The 23894-nt window shown below is 57.8% G+C and carries 24 protein-coding genes; 6 read left to right on the plus strand and 18 right to left on the minus strand.

Features of this window, described 5'->3' with window-relative positions:
- Positions 1–88 precede the first annotated feature (88 nt).
- From CKW23_RS14130 to CKW23_RS14140, 3 genes are read left to right on the plus strand one after another with little or no spacing between them, the layout of a single operon-like run.
- On the plus strand, positions 89–328 hold the full coding sequence (locus tag CKW23_RS14130) for a PP0621 family protein (protein ID WP_038400034.1): 240 nt from the start codon (positions 89–91) through the stop codon (positions 326–328).
- Positions 318–1910: a PAS domain-containing sensor histidine kinase gene (locus CKW23_RS14135; protein WP_025261860.1), complete on the plus strand. Its 1593-nt coding sequence runs from the start codon at positions 318–320 to the stop codon at positions 1908–1910. Before CKW23_RS14130 ends, CKW23_RS14135 begins: the two co-directional genes overlap by 11 nt.
- A gap of 2 nt (positions 1911–1912) precedes the next feature.
- Positions 1913–3253 (plus strand): sigma-54 dependent transcriptional regulator, encoded by a 1341-nt coding sequence (locus CKW23_RS14140; protein ID WP_025261861.1) that lies wholly within the window; start codon positions 1913–1915, stop codon positions 3251–3253.
- Positions 3254–3278: 25 nt separating this feature from the next.
- On the opposite strand, the gene thiO is transcribed toward CKW23_RS14140, so the two are convergent.
- Genes thiO through CKW23_RS14175 form a run of 7 tightly spaced genes read right to left on the minus strand, consistent with a single transcriptional unit; the run spans position 3279 to position 10207 of the window.
- A complete protein-coding gene (gene thiO / locus CKW23_RS14145; RefSeq protein WP_025261862.1) occupies positions 3279–4391 on the minus strand; it encodes a glycine oxidase ThiO in 1113 nt (370 codons plus the stop codon).
- A 28-nt stretch (positions 4392–4419) separates the two neighbouring features.
- On the minus strand, positions 4420–4818 hold the full coding sequence (locus CKW23_RS14150) for a type IV pilin protein (RefSeq protein ID WP_038400035.1): 399 nt from the start codon (positions 4816–4818) through the stop codon (positions 4420–4422).
- 12 nt (positions 4819–4830) lie between these two features.
- Positions 4831–8013 carry a pilus assembly protein gene (locus tag CKW23_RS14155; protein WP_025261864.1) on the minus strand — a complete coding sequence of 1061 codons (3183 nt, stop codon included), beginning with the start codon at positions 8011–8013 and terminating at the stop codon, positions 4831–4833.
- A complete protein-coding gene (locus CKW23_RS14160; RefSeq protein WP_025261865.1) occupies positions 8000–8503 on the minus strand; it encodes a PilX N-terminal domain-containing pilus assembly protein in 504 nt (167 codons plus the stop codon). The genes CKW23_RS14155 and CKW23_RS14160 overlap by 14 nt, the downstream gene beginning before the upstream one ends.
- 14 nt (positions 8504–8517) lie before the next feature.
- Complete coding sequence (locus CKW23_RS14165; protein WP_025261866.1) at positions 8518–9222, minus strand: prepilin-type N-terminal cleavage/methylation domain-containing protein; 705 nt, start codon at positions 9220–9222, stop codon at positions 8518–8520.
- Positions 9219–9737: a type IV pilus modification protein PilV gene (gene pilV, locus CKW23_RS14170; RefSeq protein WP_095067762.1), complete on the minus strand. Its 519-nt coding sequence runs from the start codon at positions 9735–9737 to the stop codon at positions 9219–9221. Before pilV ends, CKW23_RS14165 begins: the two co-directional genes overlap by 4 nt.
- The gene (locus CKW23_RS14175; protein WP_025261868.1) at positions 9737–10207 is read right to left on the minus strand and encodes a GspH/FimT family protein; all 471 of its coding nucleotides are present in this window, start codon (positions 10205–10207) and stop codon (positions 9737–9739) included. The genes pilV and CKW23_RS14175 overlap by 1 nt, the downstream gene beginning before the upstream one ends.
- 132 nt (positions 10208–10339) lie before the next feature.
- Here CKW23_RS14175 and CKW23_RS14180 point away from each other — a divergent pair, with 132 nt between their 5' ends.
- Positions 10340–10840 carry a GspH/FimT family pseudopilin gene (locus CKW23_RS14180; protein WP_095067763.1) on the plus strand — a complete coding sequence of 167 codons (501 nt, stop codon included), beginning with the start codon at positions 10340–10342 and terminating at the stop codon, positions 10838–10840.
- Positions 10841–10842: 2 nt separating this feature from the next.
- Here CKW23_RS14180 and ispH read toward each other — a convergent pair whose 3' ends face one another.
- The 6 genes from ispH to murJ all read right to left on the minus strand — a co-directional run bounded on the left by ispH (position 10843) and on the right by murJ (position 18269).
- On the minus strand, positions 10843–11790 hold the full coding sequence (gene ispH, locus CKW23_RS14185) for a 4-hydroxy-3-methylbut-2-enyl diphosphate reductase (RefSeq protein ID WP_025261870.1): 948 nt from the start codon (positions 11788–11790) through the stop codon (positions 10843–10845).
- Positions 11791–11848: 58 nt separating this feature from the next.
- The gene (locus CKW23_RS14190; protein WP_025261871.1) at positions 11849–12316 is read right to left on the minus strand and encodes a peptidylprolyl isomerase; all 468 of its coding nucleotides are present in this window, start codon (positions 12314–12316) and stop codon (positions 11849–11851) included.
- Positions 12309–12827: a signal peptidase II gene (gene lspA / locus CKW23_RS14195; protein WP_025261872.1), complete on the minus strand. Its 519-nt coding sequence runs from the start codon at positions 12825–12827 to the stop codon at positions 12309–12311. The genes CKW23_RS14190 and lspA overlap by 8 nt, the downstream gene beginning before the upstream one ends.
- Positions 12820–15651, minus strand: coding sequence for an isoleucine--tRNA ligase (gene ileS / locus CKW23_RS14200; protein WP_025261873.1), 2832 nt, complete (start codon positions 15649–15651; stop codon positions 12820–12822). Before ileS ends, lspA begins: the two co-directional genes overlap by 8 nt.
- Positions 15648–16598, minus strand: a complete 951-nt coding sequence (gene ribF / locus CKW23_RS14205; RefSeq protein ID WP_025261874.1) for a bifunctional riboflavin kinase/FAD synthetase — start codon at positions 16596–16598, stop codon at positions 15648–15650. The genes ileS and ribF overlap by 4 nt, the downstream gene beginning before the upstream one ends.
- 132 nt (positions 16599–16730) lie before the next feature.
- Positions 16731–18269 (minus strand): murein biosynthesis integral membrane protein MurJ, encoded by a 1539-nt coding sequence (murJ, locus tag CKW23_RS14210; RefSeq protein WP_095067764.1) that lies wholly within the window; start codon positions 18267–18269, stop codon positions 16731–16733.
- Positions 18270–18519: 250 nt separating this feature from the next.
- Here murJ and rpsT point away from each other — a divergent pair, with 250 nt between their 5' ends.
- The gene (gene rpsT, locus CKW23_RS14215) at positions 18520–18798 is read left to right on the plus strand and encodes a 30S ribosomal protein S20 (RefSeq protein ID WP_003344603.1); all 279 of its coding nucleotides are present in this window, start codon (positions 18520–18522) and stop codon (positions 18796–18798) included.
- A 114-nt stretch (positions 18799–18912) separates the two neighbouring features.
- On the opposite strand, the gene CKW23_RS14220 is transcribed toward rpsT, so the two are convergent.
- The 5 genes from CKW23_RS14220 to rplU form a co-directional block, all read right to left on the minus strand.
- Positions 18913–19383, minus strand: coding sequence for a CreA family protein (locus CKW23_RS14220; protein ID WP_025261876.1), 471 nt, complete (start codon positions 19381–19383; stop codon positions 18913–18915).
- 26 nt (positions 19384–19409) lie between these two features.
- On the minus strand, positions 19410–20528 hold the full coding sequence (proB, locus tag CKW23_RS14225) for a glutamate 5-kinase (protein ID WP_025261877.1): 1119 nt from the start codon (positions 20526–20528) through the stop codon (positions 19410–19412).
- A 98-nt stretch (positions 20529–20626) separates the two neighbouring features.
- Positions 20627–21850: an Obg family GTPase CgtA gene (gene cgtA, locus CKW23_RS14230; protein ID WP_025261878.1), complete on the minus strand. Its 1224-nt coding sequence runs from the start codon at positions 21848–21850 to the stop codon at positions 20627–20629.
- A gap of 211 nt (positions 21851–22061) precedes the next feature.
- Positions 22062–22337: a 50S ribosomal protein L27 gene (gene rpmA, locus CKW23_RS14235; RefSeq protein WP_025261879.1), complete on the minus strand. Its 276-nt coding sequence runs from the start codon at positions 22335–22337 to the stop codon at positions 22062–22064.
- A 32-nt stretch (positions 22338–22369) separates the two neighbouring features.
- Positions 22370–22681: a 50S ribosomal protein L21 gene (gene rplU, locus CKW23_RS14240; RefSeq protein ID WP_002551971.1), complete on the minus strand. Its 312-nt coding sequence runs from the start codon at positions 22679–22681 to the stop codon at positions 22370–22372.
- Positions 22682–22921: 240 nt separating this feature from the next.
- Here rplU and CKW23_RS14245 point away from each other — a divergent pair, with 240 nt between their 5' ends.
- Positions 22922–23890: a polyprenyl synthetase family protein gene (locus CKW23_RS14245; protein ID WP_025261880.1), complete on the plus strand. Its 969-nt coding sequence runs from the start codon at positions 22922–22924 to the stop codon at positions 23888–23890.
- The last annotated feature ends 4 nt before the right edge of the window (positions 23891–23894 follow it).

Below are 23894 nucleotides of genomic sequence, written 5' to 3' on the forward strand. Positions count from 1 at the left end.
AATTAATTCGCGAAAGACCATTACACTCTGTCCGCCCGCCTGCTCCTTGGCTACACTGCGAACTCTTCAATCATTAAGCCTGGTAGTCATGATTCGCATAATTATGTGGGTCGCGTTGATCGCGGCAGCGGTGTGGTTCGTCAAGCGCCTGCTCAACCCACCTGCTCCGAAAAAACGTGCCGAGCCGCCAGAAGCGGTGGCATCGCCCATGGTGCGTTGCGCCCATTGCGGCGTTCATCTTCCTCGTGATCGTGCATTGAGCCAGGAACAACAATGGTTTTGCAGCGAAGCGCACAGGCTAGAAGGCCCAGCGACTCGTGACCGCTGAGACGCTTTCACTCGGCAGCCCCCAAGCGCAACGGATCCTGCGGCTGTATCACCTTTATCGACTGACCATTGGCATCGTGCTGGTGCTGTTGATCTCCAGCGACCTGGACACCGAACTGTTGCAACTGGCCAACCTGAATCTGTTTCGGGCTGGCTGCTGGCTGTATCTGGTATTCAACATTCTGGTTGTGGTGCTGCTTGAGCGCCCCAGCCATAAAGTACAGCTCTTCAGCCTGGCAGTGACCGATACGGTGATGCTGTCAGGGCTGTTCTATGCAGCGGGCGGCACTTCAAGTGGTATCGGCAATCTGCTGATTGCCTCGGTCGCCATCAGTAATGTCCTGTTGCGCGGCCGCCTTGGTCTGTTGATTGCTGCTGTTTCCGCCATCGGCATCATTTACCTGACTTTCTTCATCAGCTTCATCAGCCCGCTGGCCTCAAATGATTATGTGCAGGCCAGTACGCTGGGCGCCTTGTGCTTTGCCGCCGCCATGCTGGTACAGGCACTGACCGCCCGCATGCAGGTGAGCGAAGTACTGGCCGAACAGCGTGCCGCCGATGTCGACCAGCTCGAAGAACTCAATGGCCTGATCCTGCAACGCATGCGCACCGGCATTCTGGTGCTCGACTCGCGCCGCCAGGTGCTGCTGGCCAATCAGGGCGCCTTGAGCCTGCTGGGCCATGAGCAACTGGTCGGCCAGGTCATCGATCAATACTCGCCACAACTGGTGGATCGCCTCCGGCAATGGCTGATCAACCCCATCATGGCACCGCGCAGCATATCGACCTCAGCCATCGGCCCGATCCTGCAACCGAGCTTTGCCGCACTCAACCGTGGCGACCAGCGCCAGACGCTGATCTTTCTGGAAGACCTCTCGCAGGTTGCCCATCAGGCCCAGCAACTGAAGCTTGCAGCATTGGGTCGTCTGACAGCCGGTATCGCCCATGAGATCCGCAACCCGCTGGGCGCTGTCAGCCACGCGGCGCAACTGCTCAATGAATCGGAAGAGCTGTCAGCACCGGACCGACGACTCGGGCAGATCATTCATGATCAGTCGCGACGCATCAATGTGGTGATCGAGAACGTCCTGCAACTGTCCAGGCGCCGCGAAACCGAACCCGAACTGCTTGACCTGCGAACCTGGCTGGAGAGTTTCGTCGCGGACTTTCGCAGTTCCGCACCAGCCAACCAAAATGTGCATACCGAGATCGGCCAGGGCATGCTCACCACGCGCATGGACCCGGAGCAATTGAATCAGGTGCTGACCAACCTGCTGCACAACGGCTTACGGTACAGCGGCAAGAACCATGACATAGCGCAGGTCTGGCTGAAACTGTTCCACAATCCGGAAAACGACCTACCGACCCTGGAAGTTCTCGATGACGGCCCTGGCGTATCCGAGCAGCATCTGGCCAAACTCTTCGAGCCCTTTTTCACCACAGAAAGCAAAGGTACCGGCCTTGGCCTCTACCTTTCCCGGGAACTGTGCGAAAGCAATCAGGCGCATCTGGATTACTCCCTTCGCCACGAAGGCGGTAGCTGCATGCGTATCACTTTCGCTCACCCGTTCAAGTTGAGCTGAGCATGACCCAACGGCAAAAGATCCTGATAGTCGATGATGAGCCGGACATTCGTGAACTCCTGGAGATCACCCTCGGCCGCATGAAACTCGATACCCACAGCGCCCGCAATGTGACCGAGGCCCGCGAGTGGCTGGCCCGCGAGCCATTCGACATGTGCCTGACCGACATGCGCCTGCCTGACGGCAATGGCCTGGAGCTGGTGCAGCATATTCAGCAGGTTTACCCACAGACACCCGTGGCAATGATCACCGCCCATGGCAGCCTGGATATGGCCATCCATGCACTGAAGGCCGGGGCATTCGACTTCCTGACCAAACCGGTGGACCTGACCCGGCTTCGTGAACTGGTCAGCAGCGCCTTGCGTCTGAAGCCCGGCGCCCCGGCAGAACGCAGCATCGACAGTCGTCTGCTGGGCAACTCCCCACCGATGCGTGCCTTGCGCAAGCAAATCGACAAACTGGCTCGCAGCCAGGCGCCGATCTATATCAGTGGCGAATCGGGGAGCGGCAAGGAACTGGTCGCGCGGCTGATTCATGAGCAAGGGCCACGCATCGACAAGCCTTTCGTGCCAGTCAACTGCGGGGCGATACCGTCGGAATTGATGGAAAGCGAGTTCTTCGGCCATCGCAAAGGCAGCTTTACCGGCGCCCATGAAGACAAGCCGGGGCTGTTTCAGGCGGCCAATAACGGCACGCTGTTTCTGGATGAAGTCGCTGACTTGCCGCTGGCCATGCAGGTAAAGCTACTGCGGGCCATACAGGAAAAATCCATCCGCAGCGTCGGTGGTCAGCAAGAGCAAGTGGTGGATGTGCGCATTCTCTGCGCCACCCACAAGGACTTGAACGCCGAGGTCGCTGCCGGGCGCTTCCGGCAGGATTTGTATTACCGCCTGAACGTCATCGAACTGCGAGTGCCGCCCTTGCGTGAGCGGCGTGAAGATATCGACCAACTGGTCGGCAGTGTCCTGCTGCGTCTGGCGGCCAACTGCGGCCAGGCCTCGGCACGCCTGCACCCTCAGGCGCTGGAAACCCTGAAAAGCTACCGCTTCCCCGGCAATGTCCGCGAGCTGGAAAACATGCTGGAGCGTGCTTACACCCTTTGCGAAAACGATGAAATCCACGCCTCGGACCTTCGCCTGGCCGAGTCCGGTACGCCTCAGGAGCACGACGGCCACAATCTGGCCGATATCGATAACCTGGAAGATTACCTGGAAAGCATCGAACGCAAACTGATCCTGCAAGCCCTGGAGGAAACCCGCTGGAACCGGACTGCGGCAGCGCAGCGCCTGAGCCTGTCATTCAGATCGATGCGTTACCGGTTGAAGAAGCTGGGGCTGGATTGAACCCGGTTCGCGAATGAATTGGCTCTTATAGTGGCGAATTCATTCGCGAAAAAACCGGTATATAAGGAGCCGGATCGATAATCGGCTCATGCCCCAGCAGCAGATCCGTCAACAACTGGCAAGATGCAGGCGCCAGCACCAGACCGTTGCGGTAGTGCCCACAGTTCAGCCACAGCCCCTCGAAATCCTCCAGCGGGCCGATAAAGGGAATGCCTTCGGGCGAACCGGGACGCAGCCCTGCCCACTGGGCAACGGGCTCGGCATTGGCCAGTTCGGGAATCAATTCGATGGCCGAAGCCTTGAGGCTTTCCAGCGCAGCCGTGGTCGGCGTCTTGTCGAAGCCTTCGTGCTCCAGCGTGCTACCGATCAAGATATGACCATCACGACGCGGGATGGCGTAACGTCCCTTGGCCAGCACCATGCTCGACAGGAAGTCGGACGCGCACTTGTAGAGAATCATCTGGCCCTTGACCGGCTCGACGGGTAATTCCAGGCCCAGGGTCTTGAGCAACTCACCGCTCCACGCTCCCGCCGCCAGCACGACACGGTCGCCCAGAATATCGCCCGTTGGCGTGCAGACACCCCGAACAATATTGCCCTCGCGAACAAACCCGCTGACTTCGCACTGCTCGCGAATCTCGACATTGGGCAAAGCCAGCAACGCCGCCTTGAGGGATTTCACCAGACGAGGATTACGCACATTGGCCACATCGGCCATGTAAATGGCCCTTGAGTAACCCTGCCCCAACGCCGGCACCGCATCGTGAACAGCCGACACATCGACACTGCTCAGCGGTCGTTGCTCGCGGGCCGCCCAATTCAGGGCTTGCTGCTCATCGTCCAGGTCCAGCCAGTACAGACCTGTCTTGTGAACTTCAGGATCAACGCCCGTACGAGCAAACAGGCGTTCGGCCAGATGCGGGTAGAAGTCCTGGGACCAGTGAGCCAGGGCGGTAACTGCCGGGCTGTAGCGCCATGGATAGAGTGGCGACACGATCCCGCCACCCGCCCATGAAGACTCCTGACCGACGCCGGAGCGATCAAGCAACACGACACTGGCCACTTCGGCGGCAAGGTTGAAGGCAGTCAACAACCCGATAACACCACCACCGACGATCACTACATGTTGCTTGTGCATTTTGGTCTCTAGGCAAAGAAAAAAGGAGTTAACGCCCCCAGCAGTCCTTGGTTGTCACGCCGCTGGTGGCGCCTGTATTGCTGATTGCCCCGGTGTTCGTGATGACAAAACTGCCGCATTTGTCACCACTCATGAGCGAGCCGGTTGGGGTAGCGGTCAAGGTGAAGCCTGTGGCGGTGAGGACCGGGCCAATGTTGTAATAACTATTGCCGCCACTCAAACCTTGCGCTCCGACGTAGGTGCCATTTCTTGAAAAGAAACGCTCAAGGGCCTGGGTCTGCTCCGAAAGCAGGCTGGCAATGGCCGAACGCTGAGTACGCTTCGTGTATTCGACATAACTGGGGTAAGCAACGGCCGCCAGAATACCGACAATCGCCACGACGATCATGAGTTCGATCAAGGTAAAGCCTCTGGATACTGCTCGCATGAATCACCTTCCCTACTGGATTTGTCGCCACATGATGCGCTGGAAGACGTTGGCACTCCCGCCCTTTTCCAGCAGCTTGACTGGCGTTCCGCCACTGGAGTCGATCAGGTATTTGTTGTCGTTGTTGCCGTTGGTGCCTGCCACGATGGAAGCGACCACCGGAATCCCCGTACCGATCCCAAGGCCGGCAACGAGGGTGTCGGCAGCGGTAATGTCATTGTCGCCGTTGGTATCGAGCACCTGATAATTGAGCATGCTGCCGGTGGCGGCATCCAGCTCGAACAGACGCCCGGTACCGGTACTTTCACACGGGTCGGTGGAGTTCACCGAGGCCGTGGTGAAAATGATACGGCCACGAGAGGTCTGTGCAGGATAGATAATCCTTTCGCCCAAGTAAGGCGCAGCGGTTGCCAGTGGCATGTACCAGCCCTTCTTGGTGGCCCAGTCCACATCGTTGGTAGTGGAAGTGAAGTAAGTATTGCCATTGCCGGTCACCGAACCATTGACCGCCTGGGCCTGCAGGTTGGCTTCAACAATATTGCCTGACCCGGCGTCACCATCCCAGATGGCGTAAAAGTCCTGCAAGGCGCTGGTCTGCTTGTCAGTGGTTTCACTGAATTTACCGGTACCGAAATACACAAGCTTGCCGTTGAGCGGGTGATCGATTAACAGCGGCTGTACAGTAATCGGCTGGTTGGCTCCCCTTGGCGCAGTGAACAACGGCGAACCATTGAAAGCGACCCTCCAGCTGGAAGCCGCCGCACCACTCATGTCGAACTTCCACATACGCCCCTTGAGGTCCCCGGCATAAGCAGCCTGAACGACGTTCTGCGAATTGACCCGCAGCTTGACCGAGGACAGGCCGTTATCAGTCTCACCACTGACGACAAGCGGTGTCTGGATTTCCGCAATGAATGCGCCTGTATTGGCATTCAGCACGAACAGCGACGCCCGGCCTGTAAAACTGCCATAGCCATTGCCCACCACCATGATGCCGGTCCCGTCGGCCATACGCGCTACATCAGGCTTGGAGTAGGTATAACCCAGGTTATTGAACCTGTTATTGGTGTCGGAGGTGTCCGGTGCCTTGACCTCCCACATTGCCTCGGGGGTATTGCTGGTCCCTTCAAACAGTTTGATCGCAAAGAACGCCTTGCCCCCCGCCCCCAGACCGGAGAAAGCGACTGTACGCCATGCCGAGCCAGCGGATAATTGAGTATCGAAAACCGCAATCTGCCCATCAACCGTGAACTTGTGCACCCCGGAACCGTAGTTGGTTGAAGAGATGGTCGCCAGAGACGCCAGCGACGTGGAAGGCATATAGGCGTATCGCCGCACCCCGTTACTAGCATTGATGACATTGAAGAAGCCATCGTTAGCATTGGCCAGAAGGCTGTAGGTCATGTTGCTGTTCTTGTTGGCCAGGTAGGTGGTGTAACTGGTATCGCCAACCAGATCGGCAGCTGTCTTTTCAGTGGGCAACCCCGCGCCCAGCGTAGAGTTGATGATATCGCCGAGCAGCCTGGTGCGCGTGCGCAACTTGGCGTTCGCAGTGCCCTTGGCCCAGGCAATCACCTCTGGCCCCGTCACGCCTGTAGGCAGTGTGGTCGTGAATGCAAGCTGCTGTGCCGGACTGAAATTGAGGAAGTCCAGTGTAATTCTCGCGGATGCAGTCCCTGTAGTCCCCGTGTTCCATGACTCGAAAACAGGTGCAGTAGAACTGCTGACAATCGTGCTGTCCGTCGTCCAGACCGGAGCACTCAAGGCTCCGGTCGTGGCATTCAGATTGAAGGCCCTGACGGTACCGTGCCAGTCGGTCGGGTCGTAGAGCGTCTGGTAAAACTGTGTTCCGGCCTGGAGGGTCGATGAACTTGATACGCCACCACCGCCGGAGCCTGCCTTGGCGTAGATGTCAGTAAGCGCAAGGTTCAATGCGGTATTCAGACCGGCACTGTCGTTGGCCTGGAAGTATTTGGCACGTCCATGATTATCGTCTGCGGCATCGATAAGCATCTGGTTATCGAGCGTGAAGCCGATCGTGTATGTGCTCAGGTTCTGCCTCGGGAAACCGGCATTGTCCCAACTTCTACCCGTCAGATCGCCGCCCGGGGAAGTGGAGTCTTTGCGCATGTCAATGTCATAGGCGAACTTGGCAATATCGTCCAGATAGAGCGTATCCCCTTCATTGGCCTCATTGGTATTCGGGCCATCATTGTTGACACGATCCCAATTGGGCAAGTAACGATTGGGATCATCTACATCATTGGTGGGAAAGTTCTTGTCGTACGTAGGTAGACCATCCGTCAATACAACACCGTAGTTCTTCTGGCAACGATATTGAATGGGGCTTGTAAAGGTTGTCGGGGAATTGGTGTATGCCGGAAAAGGAGTAAGCCCGCGAAAATAACGAGTCACCTGATAATAGGTTTCAGCAAGGGGCGTGTTGGCCTCTGCAGTCAACGCCGAAATCGCAGCTCGCAGATTCCTGTAGTTTGTATCGGCAGTCGCCTGAGTAACGCCTGCCTGATAAGTCGTGGCCGGAACAGGCGATAAGTCACTCACCGCCTGCTTGATATTACCACCCGGTCCTCTGTCGTTATTGTTGGGGGGATTATAAGTCGCCAACCCGATACGCAATGACCGGTTGGCATCGACCAGTCCCAATGCAACAGAAATGGCAGAGGTCAAACGGCTTTCGGTCGGTATATTCGCCACACTGCGGCCAGCATTGACTTCGGAAACCAGATAAGACAGATAAGCACCGGGATAACGTGTATTACCGGACCTTGCAGGGTCAGGCAATGAGATACAGGTCACCGAAGAAGCATTCCTGTAAAAACCATAACCACTGTTACACCCATCAGTACTCAGGCTACCCACAGTTACATAATCGGAATCCCCCGTATTGATTTGTGCCCCCCTTGAATAAGAACCACAAATAAATAAAAAACAATTGGATTGAGACTCATAAATAACAGGCCACGACGCCGACGCATTGAACCCCGAGGCAAAAATGATCGTATCCATACTGCCGGAGTTATCCACCTGCAACATGACATTGGGCGTAACGGCAGAAGCACTCAGCAACGGTACTTGTGAAGGTGTGAACGCATAAACCGGCGCAGACAGATAAAGCGCTGCCAAGGCACCATACGCATACTTCAACCCGCGCCGAAGTGTCTTAGCAATTGGCATAAATACTCTCCAGCACCGTTCTCGATGTGCCCAGGATGGCGACTGACGTGACACGGTAAAGCGTAACGGTGCCTGCACAGGTAGGCGGGCGTTTTATGGGTGTTGCCGTGGTGCCAAGATTCTGGATGCCATAAAAACCACCTCCCGCTGCTGCAACCCAGCTCACCCCGGATGTGCCATTTGTACCGGCAGCAGTAAGCGTGGTGGATTCGGCAGGCGGGGCGCAGGTTGTGTTATTGGTGCATTTGGCCATGGTGAAACCCACAACCCGGATGGACGACTCGCCCAGTCGCAATGCAGCTTCGGCTCTCTGAAAGGACTGATTGCGCAAGCCCACACTGCCCGCCATCTTCTCCTGCAAGGTGGCATTCTGCATGGAGGAAATCCCCAACAATGTCAGCAGCAACAGAAATACCAGGCTGACCAGCAATACCATTCCGGATTGTCGGGCCGGGAATGCCGGCATGATGCAAAACCGCTTTGTATTCATTGCATACGGCCCTTTCAAAAGCGATTACGCAGGTAGGCAACCACATTGTATTGCTGGTTTCTGACACGACCATCCGGATCTTGCAGGGTCAGACTGATACGAACGCTGCGTATATCGGGCGCATTGGCAGCCGAGATCGTCGAGGTATAGGTCATGGGGTTACCCGCTATACCAAAGGAAACATCGAAGGCACTGACGTTTTGCAGCAACGGCTGCGCAGTCCCGCCTGTGCCGTATTTGATGGTCAGGTTCTGGCCGGTAAGGGTGTAGACCAACTGACGCATCGGGAACGCGGTTTGCCCTGCCGCAGGCGCTCTTGCCCCGGCATAAAGCTGGGTAGAGGTCTGGCAGTCGGAGACTATCGTCCAGGTCGGTGAGCTGCCGGTGGTGCCGATATCGGAGGTCACCAGAGTCAGGGTTTTATTGGCGTTATCCCACAGGATGGGGTTATCCAGAGCAGCAGGCCATGCAATGGCAGGTGCAGTCGGCACATAGTTGCTGAACCCCAGACAGCCATACATCCCGGTCATTCGGATTTCCTGCATCAGTTTGCTCAGCACGAAACGCGCATCTTCCTGCATGCGGGCCGAGGCATTCTGGGTCAGGAAGGTGCCTCGGGAGGCGCTGAATATCTGGATGATGCCCATGCTGACCACCAGCCCCAACACCAGCGCCACCATGATTTCGATCAGGCCAAAGCCTCTGGATGACTTCTTCATGGGTTCACCCCGATACGCGAGGTCAGGGTAAAGGTCTGCAGGGTGCTATCGGCCGCAGTACCACCGGATGCAACGGTGCTGGCCCCCGCCGCCCGCGTATCGTCCCAGGTAATGGTGATGGTGACGGCCGGCGCGCCGCTGACATCGATGCTGGCTGTGGCCGTGGAGCCGGCAAAAGTGGCGATGTTGGTCTTGAAATCGTAAAGGTCCTGATCCCGGGCCCGGGTCGGATTCCCTGTCGGCGGAGCCGAGGCCAGATTGGCCAGGGCATACGTCGCCAGTACGTTGGTGGTGCCGTTGGCGACCGCATTGCCATCCACATTCGCACGAATACGATCCATCATGTCGTAGGCAATGAAGCTTGCCTGGCTGGTCATGGTGGAACTGTCGGTGTACTTGAGAGCGTTGAGCTGAATCGCGGCGGCACCCAGCAGGCCGATGGCAAGTATCAGGACCGAAACCAGCACCTCGATCAGCGTCATGCCCGTCTGGCGACGTCGCACTTCATTTAGCATCAGCAACTTCCACCCAGAATGATCCGGCCCGTCAGACAAATATTCATGGTCCTGGCAATCGAGCCTCGCGTGTAGTTCATCACCACCGCAGTGGTGGGCGTAGACAAGGCGCCCAGATTATTGAATTCGATCCCGGTGACGTCAGTCGCCGTCAGGGTTGCTCCGCTGCTCAGGCGCGCAACCTTGCGCAACGCAGTCGGGGTGGCCGATGTATCGGAAGCCAGAAAAACCTGTAGCTCGGTCTTCCAGTCCGCCCCGCTGGTTGGTGCGATACGTACCGTCACCCCCCGGTTTATCGCCTCAAGACGTGCATAGTTGAGCGCCCGCTGCAAATCATTGAGCTCGGCATCCGCCTTGTTGTTCTGGATCGTGCTGGTAAAGCTCGGAACGGCAAGCGCAGCCACGATCGCCACCACAGACACAGTGACTAACAATTCAATGAGGCTGAAGCCCTTGGACATATAACGCATTGGGTGTCTCCTAGACGTTACGACTATAAGGCAGCAGCGATGCCTGAAAATCTCTAGCAGGATATACGGTTGTTTTGCGATGACGAATGCCCGGATGGCATTTGGAACACGGTTTTCCAGGGAGGAAAAGCAATGAAGCATGCAGGATTCACATTAATCGAGCTACTGATCGTGGTTGCCCTCGTGGCCATTCTTGCCAATGTTGCCAGCACACCGCTTACAGACTTTATCGATGCCAATCGCAGGCAGGTAGCGGCACAGGAACTGGCCGGCGGCATACGCTCGGCACGGGTTGCAGCCATTACCCGCAATCAGGTGGTGACCCTGTATGCCATTGAGGGAGACTGGAGCAACGGTTGGCGAATCATTACCGACACCAAAGGCAACGGACCGGATGATGACGATACCGTGCTGGTCGAACGGGCCATCGACGGAAAAACGCGCATTATCGGCAACAGCAAGATTGCGCAGTACATCAGCTTCAACGGCCTGGGAGGCCTCAGGAAAGCTGCCAACGGCACCTTTCACGTCTGCGTCCGTGATGAGGCCGTGAGCCACTATCGCGTGATAGTGGCCATTACCGGCAGAGTCAGAGTCGAGAACGACAAGATACCGACAGATCTCTGCGCCTGACCTTACGGCAGAGACTTGACCCGCAGTTCCTTGGGAACGGAGAACGTGATGTTCTCTTCGCGGCCAGACAGTTCATCGGCACCGGTCGCACCCCAGGCCTGCAATTGCTGGATCACGCCGCGCACCAGCACTTCCGGCGCAGAAGCACCCGCAGTGATACCGATACGCTCGATACCGTCGAACCAGCTGCGCTGCATATCTTCGGCACCGTCGATCAGGTATGCCGGCGTCGACATGCGCTCGGCCAGTTCACGCAGACGATTGGAGTTGGAGCTGTTGGGACTGCCCACCACCAGTACCACATCGCACTCATCGGCCAGTTGCTTGACCGCATCCTGACGGTTTTGCGTGGCATAGCAGATATCGTCCTTGCGCGGCCCGCCAATGGCAGGGAAGCGCGAACGCAGCGCATCGATGACACGACTGGTATCGTCCATGGACAAGGTTGTCTGGGTCACGAAAGCCAGGGCATCGGGGTTGCGCACCTGGAGGTTGGCAACGTCTTCCTCGTCTTCCACCAGGTAAATCGCACCGCCATTGCTGGCGTCGTACTGGCCCATGGTGCCTTCGACTTCCGGATGACCTTCATGGCCAATCAGGATGCACTCACGGCCATCACGGCTGTAACGGGCCACTTCGATATGCACCTTGGTCACCAGCGGACAGGTCGCATCGAAGACCTTCAGGCCACGGCCTGCTGCCTCGGCGCGTACCGCCTGGGAAACACCGTGGGCGCTGAAGATGACGATGACATCGTCCGGCACCTGTTCAAGCTCTTCAACGAAGATCGCGCCACGAGCGCGCAGGTCTTCGACGACGAATTTGTTGTGAACGACTTCATGACGCACATAAATCGGCGGGCCAAACACTTCCAGAGCGCGATTGACGATTTCGATCGCACGGTCCACACCAGCGCAGAAGCCGCGGGGGTTGGCGAGTTTGATTTGCATGCTGTGCCTCGTATTTACGTGCGGAGCAGCCCGGCCGAAGCCGGGCTTGATATCCGGCTCAGGAAGCCAGAATCGCCTTGACCTCGAAGATTTGCACTTCAAAGTTTAGTGTCTTGCCAGCCAGGGGATGGTTGAAATCGACGGTGACCAGCTCATCGTCGAATTTCTTCACCACACCCGGCAGCTCAGTATTGGCCGCATCGTTGAAGATCACCAGCAATCCTTCAGACAGCTCCATGCCCTGGAACTGCGAACGCGGGATGATCTGCACGTTTTGCGGGTTGGGCTGACCAAAGGCATTCTCTGGCGGCACCTGGACGGTTCTTCTGTCGCCGGCCTTGAAGCCGAAGATGGCTGCTTCAAAACCAGGCAACAGATTACCATCACCCACTTTGAACGTAGCCGGTGCCTTGTCGAAAGTGCTGTCTACCGTGTCGCCGTTTTCAAGATGCAGGGCGAAGTGCAAGGTGACTTGCGTGTTCTGGCCGATGCGCAGCTCGCCTTGAGTCGATGACTGTTCAGCCATGAGCAGGCTCCTCTTCTTTCTTGCTCTTGAACATATCCACAGCCAGCATGACGGCGCCGACGCTGATTGCGCTGTCGGCTACGTTGAAGGCAGGGAAGTACCAACGGTTTTGCCAGTGCACCAGAATGAAGTCGATGACATGGCCAAGCACGACACGGTCATAGAGATTGCCGATAGCGCCCCCCAGGACCAATGCCAGGGCAATTGCCAGCCAGGTGTCATCACGGCCAAGACGCTTGAGCCACACGACCAGCACTGCACTCACGACAATCGCAATCAGGGCAAACAACCAGCGCTGCCAACCGGCACCATCGGCCAGAAAACTGAAGGCAGCCCCGGTGTTATAGGCCAGGGTCCAACTGAAGTAATCGGGGATGATAACGATCTGGTCGTACATCTCCAGCCGGTTCTCGAAGTAATACTTGCTGGCCTGATCGACGATCAGGACCAGCAGGCTCAACCATAACCAGCTCAAACGGCCAAAACGGCCTGCAGCGCCTGGATTAGGCATAGTGACGCACCTCGCCAGCGCCGCTGATGTTATCCACACAGCGACCGCAGATTTCAGGATGCTCAGGGTTCACGCCAACGTCTTCACGGTGGTGCCAGCAACGGGCGCACTTCGCGTGACCGGACTTGACCACTTTCAGCTTCAGGCCAGCAACCTCGGTCACCACCGCATCGGCCGGTGCCGACAGCAAAGGCGCGACAGTCGCGGTGGATGTGATCAGGACGAAACGCAGTTCGTTGCTGAGCTTCGACAGGTCGGCAACCAGCGAATCTTCAGCGTACAGGGTCACTTCAGCCTGCAGGTTGCCGCCGATGGCCTTGGCAGCGCGCAGGTTTTCCATTTCCTTGTTGACCGAAGCCTTCACCGCCATGATCCGCTCCCAGTAGGCGCGGTCCAGCTCGAAACCTTCAGGCATTTCGCTCAGGCCTTCGTACCAGGTGTTGAGCATCACGGATTCGTTACGCTCGCCCGGCAGGAACTGCCACAGCTCGTCGGCAGTGAACGCCAGGATCGGTGCGATCCAGCGTACCAGTGCTTCGGAGATATGGAACAACGCGGTCTGGCAAGAGCGACGCGCCTTGCTGTCAGGGGCCGTGGTGTACTGACGGTCCTTGATGATGTCCAGATAGAAGCCACCCAGCTCCTGCACGCAGAAGTTGTGGACCTTCGAGTAGACGTTCCAGAAGCGGTATTCGCTGTAGTTCTCTTGCAGCTCGCGTTGCAGCAGCAGAGTACGGTCCACGGCCCAGCGGTCCAGCGCCAGCATTTCTTCAGTTGGCAGCAGGTCGGTGGCCGGATTGAAACCGGACAGGTTCGAGAGCAGGAAGCGTGCAGTGTTGCGGATCCGCCGGTAGGCGTCTGCGCTGCGCTGCAGGATCTGATCGGAAACCGCCATTTCACCGGAATAGTCAGTGGCCGAAACCCACAGACGCATGATGTCTGCACCCAACGTATCGTTGACCTTCTGCGGCGCGATGACATTGCCCAGCGACTTGGACATCTTGCGGCCGTTTTCGTCAACGGTGAAACCGTGGGTCAACAGCTCACGGTACGGAGCGTGATCGTCGATGGCACAGCCAGTCAGCAGCGAGGAATGGAACCAGCCACGATGCTGGTCGGAACCTTCCAGATACAGGTCCGCACGCGGGCCTGTTTCGTGGCCCATGGAGTGCGAGCCGCGCAATACGTGCCAGTGAGTGGTGCCGGAATCGAACCAGACGTCCAGTGTGTCGGAGATCTTGTCGTATTTGGGCGCTTCATCACCCAGCAACTCGGCAGCGTCCAGCTTGAACCAGGCTTCGATGCCCTCTTTCTCGACGCGCTGAGCGACTTCTTCCATCAGCTCGACGGTGCGCGGATGCAGCTCGCCGCTTTCCTTGTGCAGGAAGAACGGGATCGGCACGCCCCAGTTGCGCTGACGGGAGATGCACCAGTCAGGACGGTTGGCGATCATGGAGTGCAGACGCGCCTGCCCCCAGGCCGGAACGAATTGGGTGTCTTCGATGGCTTTGACCGCACGCTTGCGCAGGGTCTCGCCCGTCTCAGGCTGCTTGTCCATGCCTACGAACCACTGGGCGGTGGCGCGGTAGATCAGCGGCGACTTGTGACGCCAGCAGTGCATGTAACTGTGGCTGATGGTTTCGGTGTGCAACAAGCTACCGACCTCAGCCAGCTTGTCGATGATGTTCTGGTTGGCCTTGAAGATGAACTGGCCACCGAAGAACTCCAGGGACTCGACATACACGCCGTTGCTCTGCACCGGGCTGATGATGTCATCGTTGGTCACGCCGTAGCTTTTGCTGATGACAAAGTCGTCGACGCCGTAAGCAGGCGAGCAATGCACAACACCGGTGCCAGCGCTCAGCTCGACATACTCGGCCAGATAGACGGGCGACAAGCGGTCATAGAACGGGTGACGGAAGTTGATCAGCTCAAGCGCGGTGCCCGTCGTAGTAGCAATAACGGTGCCTTGCAGGTTGTAGCGGGTCAGGCAGCTTTCAACCAGCTCCGAGGCCAGAACCAGCAGTCTGTCACCGACATCAACCAGCGCATACTCGAACTCTGGATGAACGTTCAGCGCCTGGTTGGCAGGAATGGTCCACGATGTCGTGGTCCAGATCACGATGGCAGCAGGTTTGCTCAGCGAATCGAGGCCAAATGCCGCAGCCAGTTTCGCGTCATCGGCAACAGGGAATGCCACGTCGAGGGTAGTGGATTTCTTGTCCTGATATTCGACTTCCGCCTCAGCCAGGGCCGAACCGCAATCGAAGCACCAGTTCACGGGCTTGAGGCCCTTGAACACGAAACCGCCCTTGACCATTTCGGCCAGCGCACGGATTTCACCGGCTTCGTTAGCGAAGTTCATGGTGAGGTACGGATTGTCCCAGTCGCCCAGCACGCCCAGGCGAATGAACTCGGCCTTCTGGCCTTCGACCTGCTCGGCAGCATAGGCGCGGCACAGCTCACGGGTCTTGTCGGCGGACAGGTTCTTGCCGTGGGTGACTTCGACTTTGTGCTCGATCGGCAAGCCATGGCAGTCCCAGCCCGGCACATAAGGCGCATCGAAGCCCGACAGGGTCTTGGAGCGCACGATCATGTCCTTGAGGATCTTGTTGACGGCGTGACCGATGTGAATATTGCCGTTGGCGTAGGGAGGACCGTCGTGCAGGACGAACTTTGGACGATCCTTGCCAATCTCGCGCAGCTTCTGGTACAGGCCAATGCTGTCCCAGCGCTGCAGAGTTTGCGGCTCGCGCTGGGGCAGGCCGGCCTTCATCGGGAAGGCGGTGTCCGGAAGGTTTAGCGTGGCTTTATAATCGGTCATTTCAGGCTCTTGGTTAGCGGTTGGCCATGCCAATGGGCACGGGCGGCGGCGACGTCCGCATTGATCGCCGTCTTGAGCGCCTCCAGTGAGGCGAAACGCTGCTCATCGCGCAGCTTGTGGTGGAAAGCCACCGTCAAACGCCGGCCATAGATATCACCGGCAAAATCCAGAAGATGAACCTCAAGGTGGGCACTGCCATCACCTGCCACGGTCGGACGCACGCCGATATTGGCGACTCCCGGCCAGGCCTTGCCATCGATGTTCGTGCTGACCAGGTAAACCCCGCTCAACGGCACACGACGACGCTTGAGTTGCACATTGGCCGTGGGCGTACCCAACTGGCGTGCTAGCTTCTGGCCATGCAGAACCCGTCCGGTAATCTGGAACGGGCGACCGAGCAAATGCTCGGCCAGGGCAAAATCCGCGACAGCCAGGGCATTACGCACCTTGGTACTGCTGACCCGGACACCATCGATCTCAACGGTCTGCGCCGCCTCTACGGTAAAACCATGAGTATTACCGGCTTGTTGCAGGAAGTCGAAGTCGCCGATGCGGTCGCAACCGAATCGGAAATCGTCGCCTACCTCAAGATGCTGCACGCCCAGCCCGTCGACCAGAATGGTCTCGACGAAGCTGGCGGCACTGAGTTTGCTCAGACGCTGGTTGAAAGACAGGCACAAGACCCGGTCAACACCCTCGGCGCTCAGCAGTTCAAGCTTGTCACGCAGCCGGGCCAGACGTGCTGGCGCGGTGTCAGGAGCGAAGAATTCCCGTGGCTGCGGCTCGAAAATGACCACGCAAGTGGGCACGCCCAACTCGACAGCGCGCTCGCGCAGACGCATCAGGATCGCCTGATGACCGCGGTGGACACCGTCAAAGTTGCCAATCGTGGCGACGCAGCCCCGATGCGAGGGGTGCAGGTTGTGGAGGCCTCTAACCAGCTGCATAACGCACTTCTTGCTCATAAAGTGGCCGATTATAACCACACACGGCCCCGGGCGACAGGCAACACGCCCAGACCAGACAACAGCGGTCGGACCGCAACGCAAAAATCCGACAGCCACCCCGTCAAACTACGTTTACATGATTGCCTTGCGAGCGAAATGCCGCAGGCGAAAACCCAACAGCAGCAGCATACCGAAATAAACCACCACACCCGCCGCGACCAGCGCCCCCAGGCGTACGAACCGCTCAAGCATCTGCCCTTCGCTCCAGGCCGGCATCACATGCATCAGCCCCAGCAGCACTGCCGACATGACCGAAACAGCCAGAATCAGCTTGAACAGAAACTTCGCCCAGCCAGGCTGCGGCTGAAACAGACCCTGCTTGCGCAACTGCCAGAACAGCAGACCGGCATTGATACACGCCCCCACACTGATGGCCAGGGCCAGACCCGCATGCTGCAACGGCACGATAAACGCCAGATTGAGCAACTGGGTAACGACAAGGGTAAAGATCGCGATCTTAACCGGCGTGCGGATATTCTGCTGGGCATAAAAGCCGGGAGCCAGCACCTTGATCAGGATGATCCCCAGCAACCCCACCGAATAAGCGACCAGCGCACGCTGGGTCATGGCCGCATCCAGCGCATCGAACTTGCCGTACTGGAACAGGGAGACCGTCAGCGGCTCAGCCAGCAGGCCCAGCGCCAGCGTGCAAGGCAGGACCAGCAAAAAGCAAAGGCGCAAACCCCAGTCAAGAATCCGCGAATACTCCTGGCGATCCTTGTTGGCATAGGTCTTGGACAGGATCGGCAACAGAATCGTACCCAACGCCACGCCCAGCACCCCGGATGGCAACTCCATCAGGCGGTCGGCATAGTACATCCACGAGACGGAACCTGCGACGAGGAACGAGGCAAATATCGTGTTGATAATCAGCGATATCTGACTGACGGATACGCCAAGGATGGCAGGCAGCATCTGCTTCATCACACGCCAGACACCCGTATCCCGCAGATTCAGACGCGGCAGGACCAGCATGCCGATTTTCTTCAGGTGCGGCAGTTGATACAGCAACTGCAACAAACCGCCCGCCAGCACCGCCCACCCGAGCGCCATGACCGGAGGATCGAAATAAGGCGTCAGGAACAGGGCGAAGAAAATCATGCTGACGTTGAGCAGCGTCGGCACGAACGCCGGCACGGAAAAACGGTTCCAGGTATTGAGGATCGCACCGGCCATGGATGACAGGGAAATCAGCAATATATAAGGAAAGGTCACCCGCAGCAGGTCCGCGGTCAGGGCGAACTTCTCAGGCGAATCGACAAAACCCGGCGCAGTGGCCCAGATCACCCAGGGCGCGAAGATGACGCCCAGCAAAGTGACCAGCGCCAGCGCCAGCGTGAGCAGCCCCGTGACATAAGCCACGAAGGTGCGGGTCGCCTCCTCGCCCTGCTGGCTTTTATATTCGGCAAGGATCGGCACGAAGGCCTGGGAAAAGGCCCCTTCGGCAAAGATCCTGCGCAGCAGGTTCGGCAGCTTGAAAGCAATGAAGAAGGCATCCGTCGCCATCCCGGCCCCGAACGTACGGGCAATAATGGTATCGCGAATGAAGCCCAGCACCCGGGAAAGCATGGTGATAGAGCTGACGGCAGCTAATGACTTGAGTAGATTCATTGAAAGAGTTTTATGCCCTGGCTAAAGGATAGGCGCTCAGGCCTTCATTTATGCGATACTTCGCGCCGCAAAAAGCCCGGAGCGAAAGTCCGCGAGTTTACAGGTCGTACGCCGGAAATAAATATCCGGGTTCAGATAGCGACCACTCAGCGGAACACCTCAACTGCCCTTGACAAGTGACAAACTCATCGGCATGATTCGCGGCCTATTTTGTTAGCTATTTCATAAAAGTCTTTCGAGGAGCTCGACGGTGGCCAACACACCTTCCGCCAAAAAACGTGCAAAACAGGCTGAGAAGCGTCGCAGCCACAACGCCAGCCTGCGTTCCATGGTTCGTACCTACATCAAGAATGTAGTCAAAGCCATCGACGCAAAAGACGCAGAAAAAGCGCAAGCCGCTTACGTTCTGGCTGTTCCTGTTATCGACCGCATGGCCGATAAAGGCATCATCCACAAGAACAAAGCTGCTCGCCATAAAGGCCGCCTGAACGGTCACATCAAGGCTCTGAGCCTTGCTGCTGCCGCCTAAGCGATCTGCTTGTTAAAAAACCGACCCAAGGGTCGGTTTTTTATTGCCTGCAATATTGCACAGGACATGGGAGCGAATCGGGCAACCCCCATTCACCCCCACAGAATCATCAAATCATGGCGTAGCTGCATGCGGCCACGGCAGGATTGGAATCGCGGTCACCGCATTCTGCGGGCTACCCTCGATAATCCGGTCGCTGTAGACCAGATAAACCAGGGTATTACGCTTCTCATCCAGGAAGCGCACCACCTGCATGGTCTTGAAAACCAGCGAAGTACGCTCCTTGAATACTTCCTCACCGTCCTTGAGCGGCGGCTGGAAACGAATCGGCCCGACCTGGCGACAAGCAATCGAAGCCTCGGCACGATCCTCGGCCAAGCCAAGACCACCCTTCACCCCGCCCGTCTTGGCGCGGGACAGATAGCAGGTCACACCCTCTACCTTGGGATCATCAAAAGCCTCGACCACGATCCGGTCATTGGGGCCGACAAACTTGAATACCGTCGACACCTGACCAATCTCTTCAGCCGCCGCCAAGGCAGGCACGACCAGCAATGCCGCAAAAACCGCTTTCATGACTCGCATCGAACCTTCCTTTGTGATGGCCCGCATCAAACGAGAATCAGGTTATCCCGATGAATCAGCTCAGGCTCGGCCATGTAACCCAGCTCGCGCACGATGGCATCGGATGACTGACCGATAATCTTCTGCGCTTCGACAGCACTGTAGTTACTCAGGCCGCGAGCGATTTCCCGACCATCAGGCGCAACGCACACAACCATCTCACCACGACGGAAGCTGCCCTGCACCACCTTCACACCCACAGGCAACAGACTCTTGTGATCCTTGACCAGAGCAGCCACCGCACCACCATCCAGCACCAGCGTGCCACGAGTCTGCAGATGACCGGCCAGCCACTGCTTGCGGGCCGCGAGCATTTCACGCTCAGGCGACAGCAATGTACCCAACTGCTCACCCGCCTTGAGGCGCGCCAGCACGCGATCGATACGACCACCCACAATCACCGTATGCGCCCCGGAACGAGCCGCCAGACGCGCCGCACGCAGCTTGGTCTGCATGCCACCACGCCCAAGCGCACCTCCCGTGCCGCCAGCCACAGCATCCAGCGCCGGATCGTCGGCACGCGCCTCATAAATAAGCTGAGCCTCGGGATTGTTGCGCGGATCGGCATCGAACATGCCATCGCGATCCGTCAGGATCACCAGCAGATCAGCCTCGACCAGGTTGGCCACCAGAGCGGCCAGCGTGTCGTTGTCACCAAAACGGATTTCGTCAGTCACAACCGTGTCGTTTTCGTTGATGACCGGCACAACACCCAGCTCGACCAGCGTGCGCAGGGTGCTGCGAGCGTTCAGATAGCGCTTGCGATCGGACAGATCGTCGTGAGTCAGAAGAATCTGCGCGGTATGCCGGTCATGCTCGGCAAAGCTCGACTCCCAGGCCTGCACCAACCCCATCTGACCGATGGCAGCAGCCGCCTGAAGCTCATGCATGGCACTGGGTCGCACAGACCAGCCCAGGCGACTCATGCCGGCAGCAACAGCCCCGGAAGAAACCAGCACCAGCTCGACGCCCGCTTCATGCAGCGCCACCATCTGCTCAACCCACACCCCCATGGCCGAACGATCCAGGCCTTTGCCATCCGCCGTCAGCAGGGCACTGCCGATCTTCACGACCCAGCGCTGGGCACCCGTCACTTTGCTGCGCATCATCTTCCAACCTTAGCCAGAGAATTTTCTTAATACGGATTCGAGATACAAAAACGCCGCTATCAGTCAGTAGCGGCGTTCAAGTTTACTGCAAGCGATCAGTCTCGGACGTAAATGATTTCCGGACCATCTTCATCGTCCACATCTTCTTCATCCCAGTCATCTTCGCCAATGTCATGCACGCTCTTCACGCCGCTACGACGCAAGGCACGCTGATCATCCAGCGCCTGCAACTGAGCACGCGCCTCGTCTTCGATACGCTGATCCAGCTCGGCCAGCTCTTCAGCATAACCAGGCTCCTCGACCAGACGCAGGCTACGCTCTTCAAGATAGCGCATGATGTCACGAGACAACTGCTCAGTGCCTTCCTTCGCAATCGCGGAGATCACATAGACCGGCCCCGTCCACTCCAGACGCTCGACAATTTCCTGCTTGCGAGCCTCCTGCTCTTCCTCAAGCAATTGGTCGCACTTGTTCAGCACCAGCCAGCGATCACGCTCAGCCAGGGAAGGGCTGAACTTGACCAGCTCATTGACGATGACCTCGGCAGCATCGGCAGCACTGGTTTCATCCAGTGGTGCCATATCGACGAGATGCAGCAGCAGGCGCGTACGCGCCAGGTGCTTGAGGAAGCGAATCCCCAGGCCCGCTCCATCGGAGGCACCTTCGATCAAGCCAGGAATATCGGCAATGACGAAGCTCTTCCAGCGATCGACACTGACCACACCCAGGTTTGGCACCAGAGTCGTGAACGGGTAATCCGCGACTTTGGGCTTGGCTGCAGACACAGAGCGAATGAAGGTGCTTTTGCCCGCATTCGGCAAGCCCAACAGGCCGACGTCAGCCAGCACTTTCAATTCCAGCTTGAGATCACGCTGATCGCCCGGCTTGCCCGGCGTCGTCTGACGCGGAGCGCGGTTGGTACTGGATTTGAAACGGGTGTTACCCAGACCGTGCCAGCCACCCTGGGCAACGAGCAGGCGCTGGCCGTCCTTGGTCAGGTCGCCGATGATTTCCTGGGTTGTCGCATCGATCACGGTCGTGCCGACCGGCACGCGCAACACCAGCTCTTCACCCTTGCGCCCCGTGCAATCGGCGCTGCCGCCATTCGAGCCGCGCTCGGCGTCGAAATGACGGGTATAGCGATAGTCGACCAGCGTATTGAGGTTGACGTCGGCGATCATATAGACCGAACCGCCATCACCACCGTCACCGCCGTTAGGACCACCGTTTTCGATAAATTTTTCACGACGGAAGCTCATGCAACCGTTGCCGCCGTCACCAGCCTTTACTCGAATTGAAACTTCATCTACAAACTTCATAACGCACGCCTCCCGCCACAGGGACGAGCAGAACCACATAAATACATAAGACTCTTGCAAAAATGAGCGTTGCGATACCGATCAGAAACCAGCGACCCGTAAGGTCCACATCACAACAGCCCGCACAAACAGCTTTGCAAGAGACTCACCAACCTCAACTACAAACAAAAAAGCCCCGTCGCGAGACAGGGCTTTTCAAGCTACTGCGCAATTACGCTGCGGAGACTTCAGTCTTCGGAACGATGCTCACGTAGCGACGACCGAAGGCGCCCTTGACTTGAAACTTGATCACGCCTTCCACTTTCGCGAACAGGGTGTGATCTTTACCCATACCAACGCCATAGCCAGCGTGGAATTGGGTGCCGCGCTGACGCACGATGATGTTGCCTGGAACGATAGCCTGGCCGCCATACATCTTCACGCCAAGGCGTTTGGCTTCTGAGTCGCGACCGTTACGGGTACTACCACCAGCTTTTTTGTGTGCCATGAGTCAATTCTCCAAATGAGGATTAGGCTGAATTAAGCCTGAATACCTGTGATTTTGATCTCGGTGTACCACTGGCGGTGGCCCATACGCTTCATGTGGTGCTTACGACGACGGAACTTGATGATGCGAACCTTGTCGTGACGACCTTGCGAAACCACTTCAGCCACGACGGTAGCGCCAGCAACAACCGGAGCACCGATATTGACGTCGTCGCCATTGCCAACCAGCAGGACGCGGTCAAAAGTGACGGATTCGCCAGTAGCGATTTCCAGTTTTTCAATTTTCAGGTATTCACCTGGGGCGACTTTGTACTGCTTGCCACCGGTAACAATTACTGCGTACATGGTATTTCTCCGAAAATCCTGCTCACCCAGCTCTTTATAAGAAGAGTATCGGCTGGCATGGCTGCATCAGGCTGGAACGGCCTGGTTGCAATTGCGTAAGGCAGGTGCTGCCCAGGAAAGTTAGGGTGCGCGATTGTACGCAAGGCAAGGATGGGTTGCAAGGCCCCGGACGGCATACCTTGACAGGCCCTACCCTGCAACCTAGCATGCGGCGCAACCTATCTGGAGCACTTGTCGCAGATGCAACCCCAAGCCTTCTATCGCGCGGTGGCGGACGACTTTAGTGCCGTTGACCTTATCATCAAGAAGCAACTGACGTCTCGTGTGCCGCTGGTCTCGAAAATCGGCGATTACATCACGTCAGCCGGCGGAAAGCGCCTGCGCCCGCTGCTGGTGCTTCTGTGTGGCAAAGCCCTGGGACGCGAAGGCGACGACCTGCGCCTGCTGGCCGCCACTATCGAGTTCCTGCACACCGCCACCCTGCTACATGACGACGTCGTCGACATGTCGGGCATGCGTCGCGGCCGGTCCACGGCCAACGCACTGTGGGGCAACGCGCCCAGCGTCCTGGTCGGTGACTTCCTTTATTCCCGCTCGTTCGAAATGATGGTCGAGCTGGGCTCGATGCCGGTCATGCAGATCCTGTCCAAGGCCACGCGGATCATCGCCGAAGGCGAAGTCCTGCAGTTGTCCAAGATTCGCGATGCCAGCACCACCGAAGAAACCTACATGGAAGTGATTCGCGGCAAGACAGCCATGCTGTTCGAAGCCTCGACCCACAGCGCCGCCGCCCTGTGCAATGCCAACACCGAACAGAGCGAAGCCCTGCGTACTTTCGGCGACCATCTGGGCGTGGCATTCCAACTGGTCGACGATCTGCTGGACTACCGTGGCGATGCCGAGACACTGGGCAAGAACGTCGGTGACGATCTGGCCGAAGGCAAGCCTACCCTGCCGCTGATCTACACCATGCGCGAAGGTTCGCCGGAACAGGCTGCCCTGGTCCGCAAGGCCATTCAGAAAGGCGGCCTGGAAGATCTGGAAAGCATTCGTGACGCCGTCGAAAAGGCCGGCGCCCTGGATTACACCGCGCAACTGGCCCGCGACTATGCTGCCCGCTCCATTGCCTGCCTGGACGCCCTGCCGCCAAGCGAATACCGCGACGCACTGGTAGAGCTGAGTGAATTCGCGGTAGCCCGCACTCACTGACAGT

Origin of the sequence: Pseudomonas sp. Irchel 3A18 (genome assembly GCF_900187465.1) — a bacterium.
GTDB lineage: Bacteria > Pseudomonadota > Gammaproteobacteria > Pseudomonadales > Pseudomonadaceae > Aquipseudomonas > Aquipseudomonas cichorii.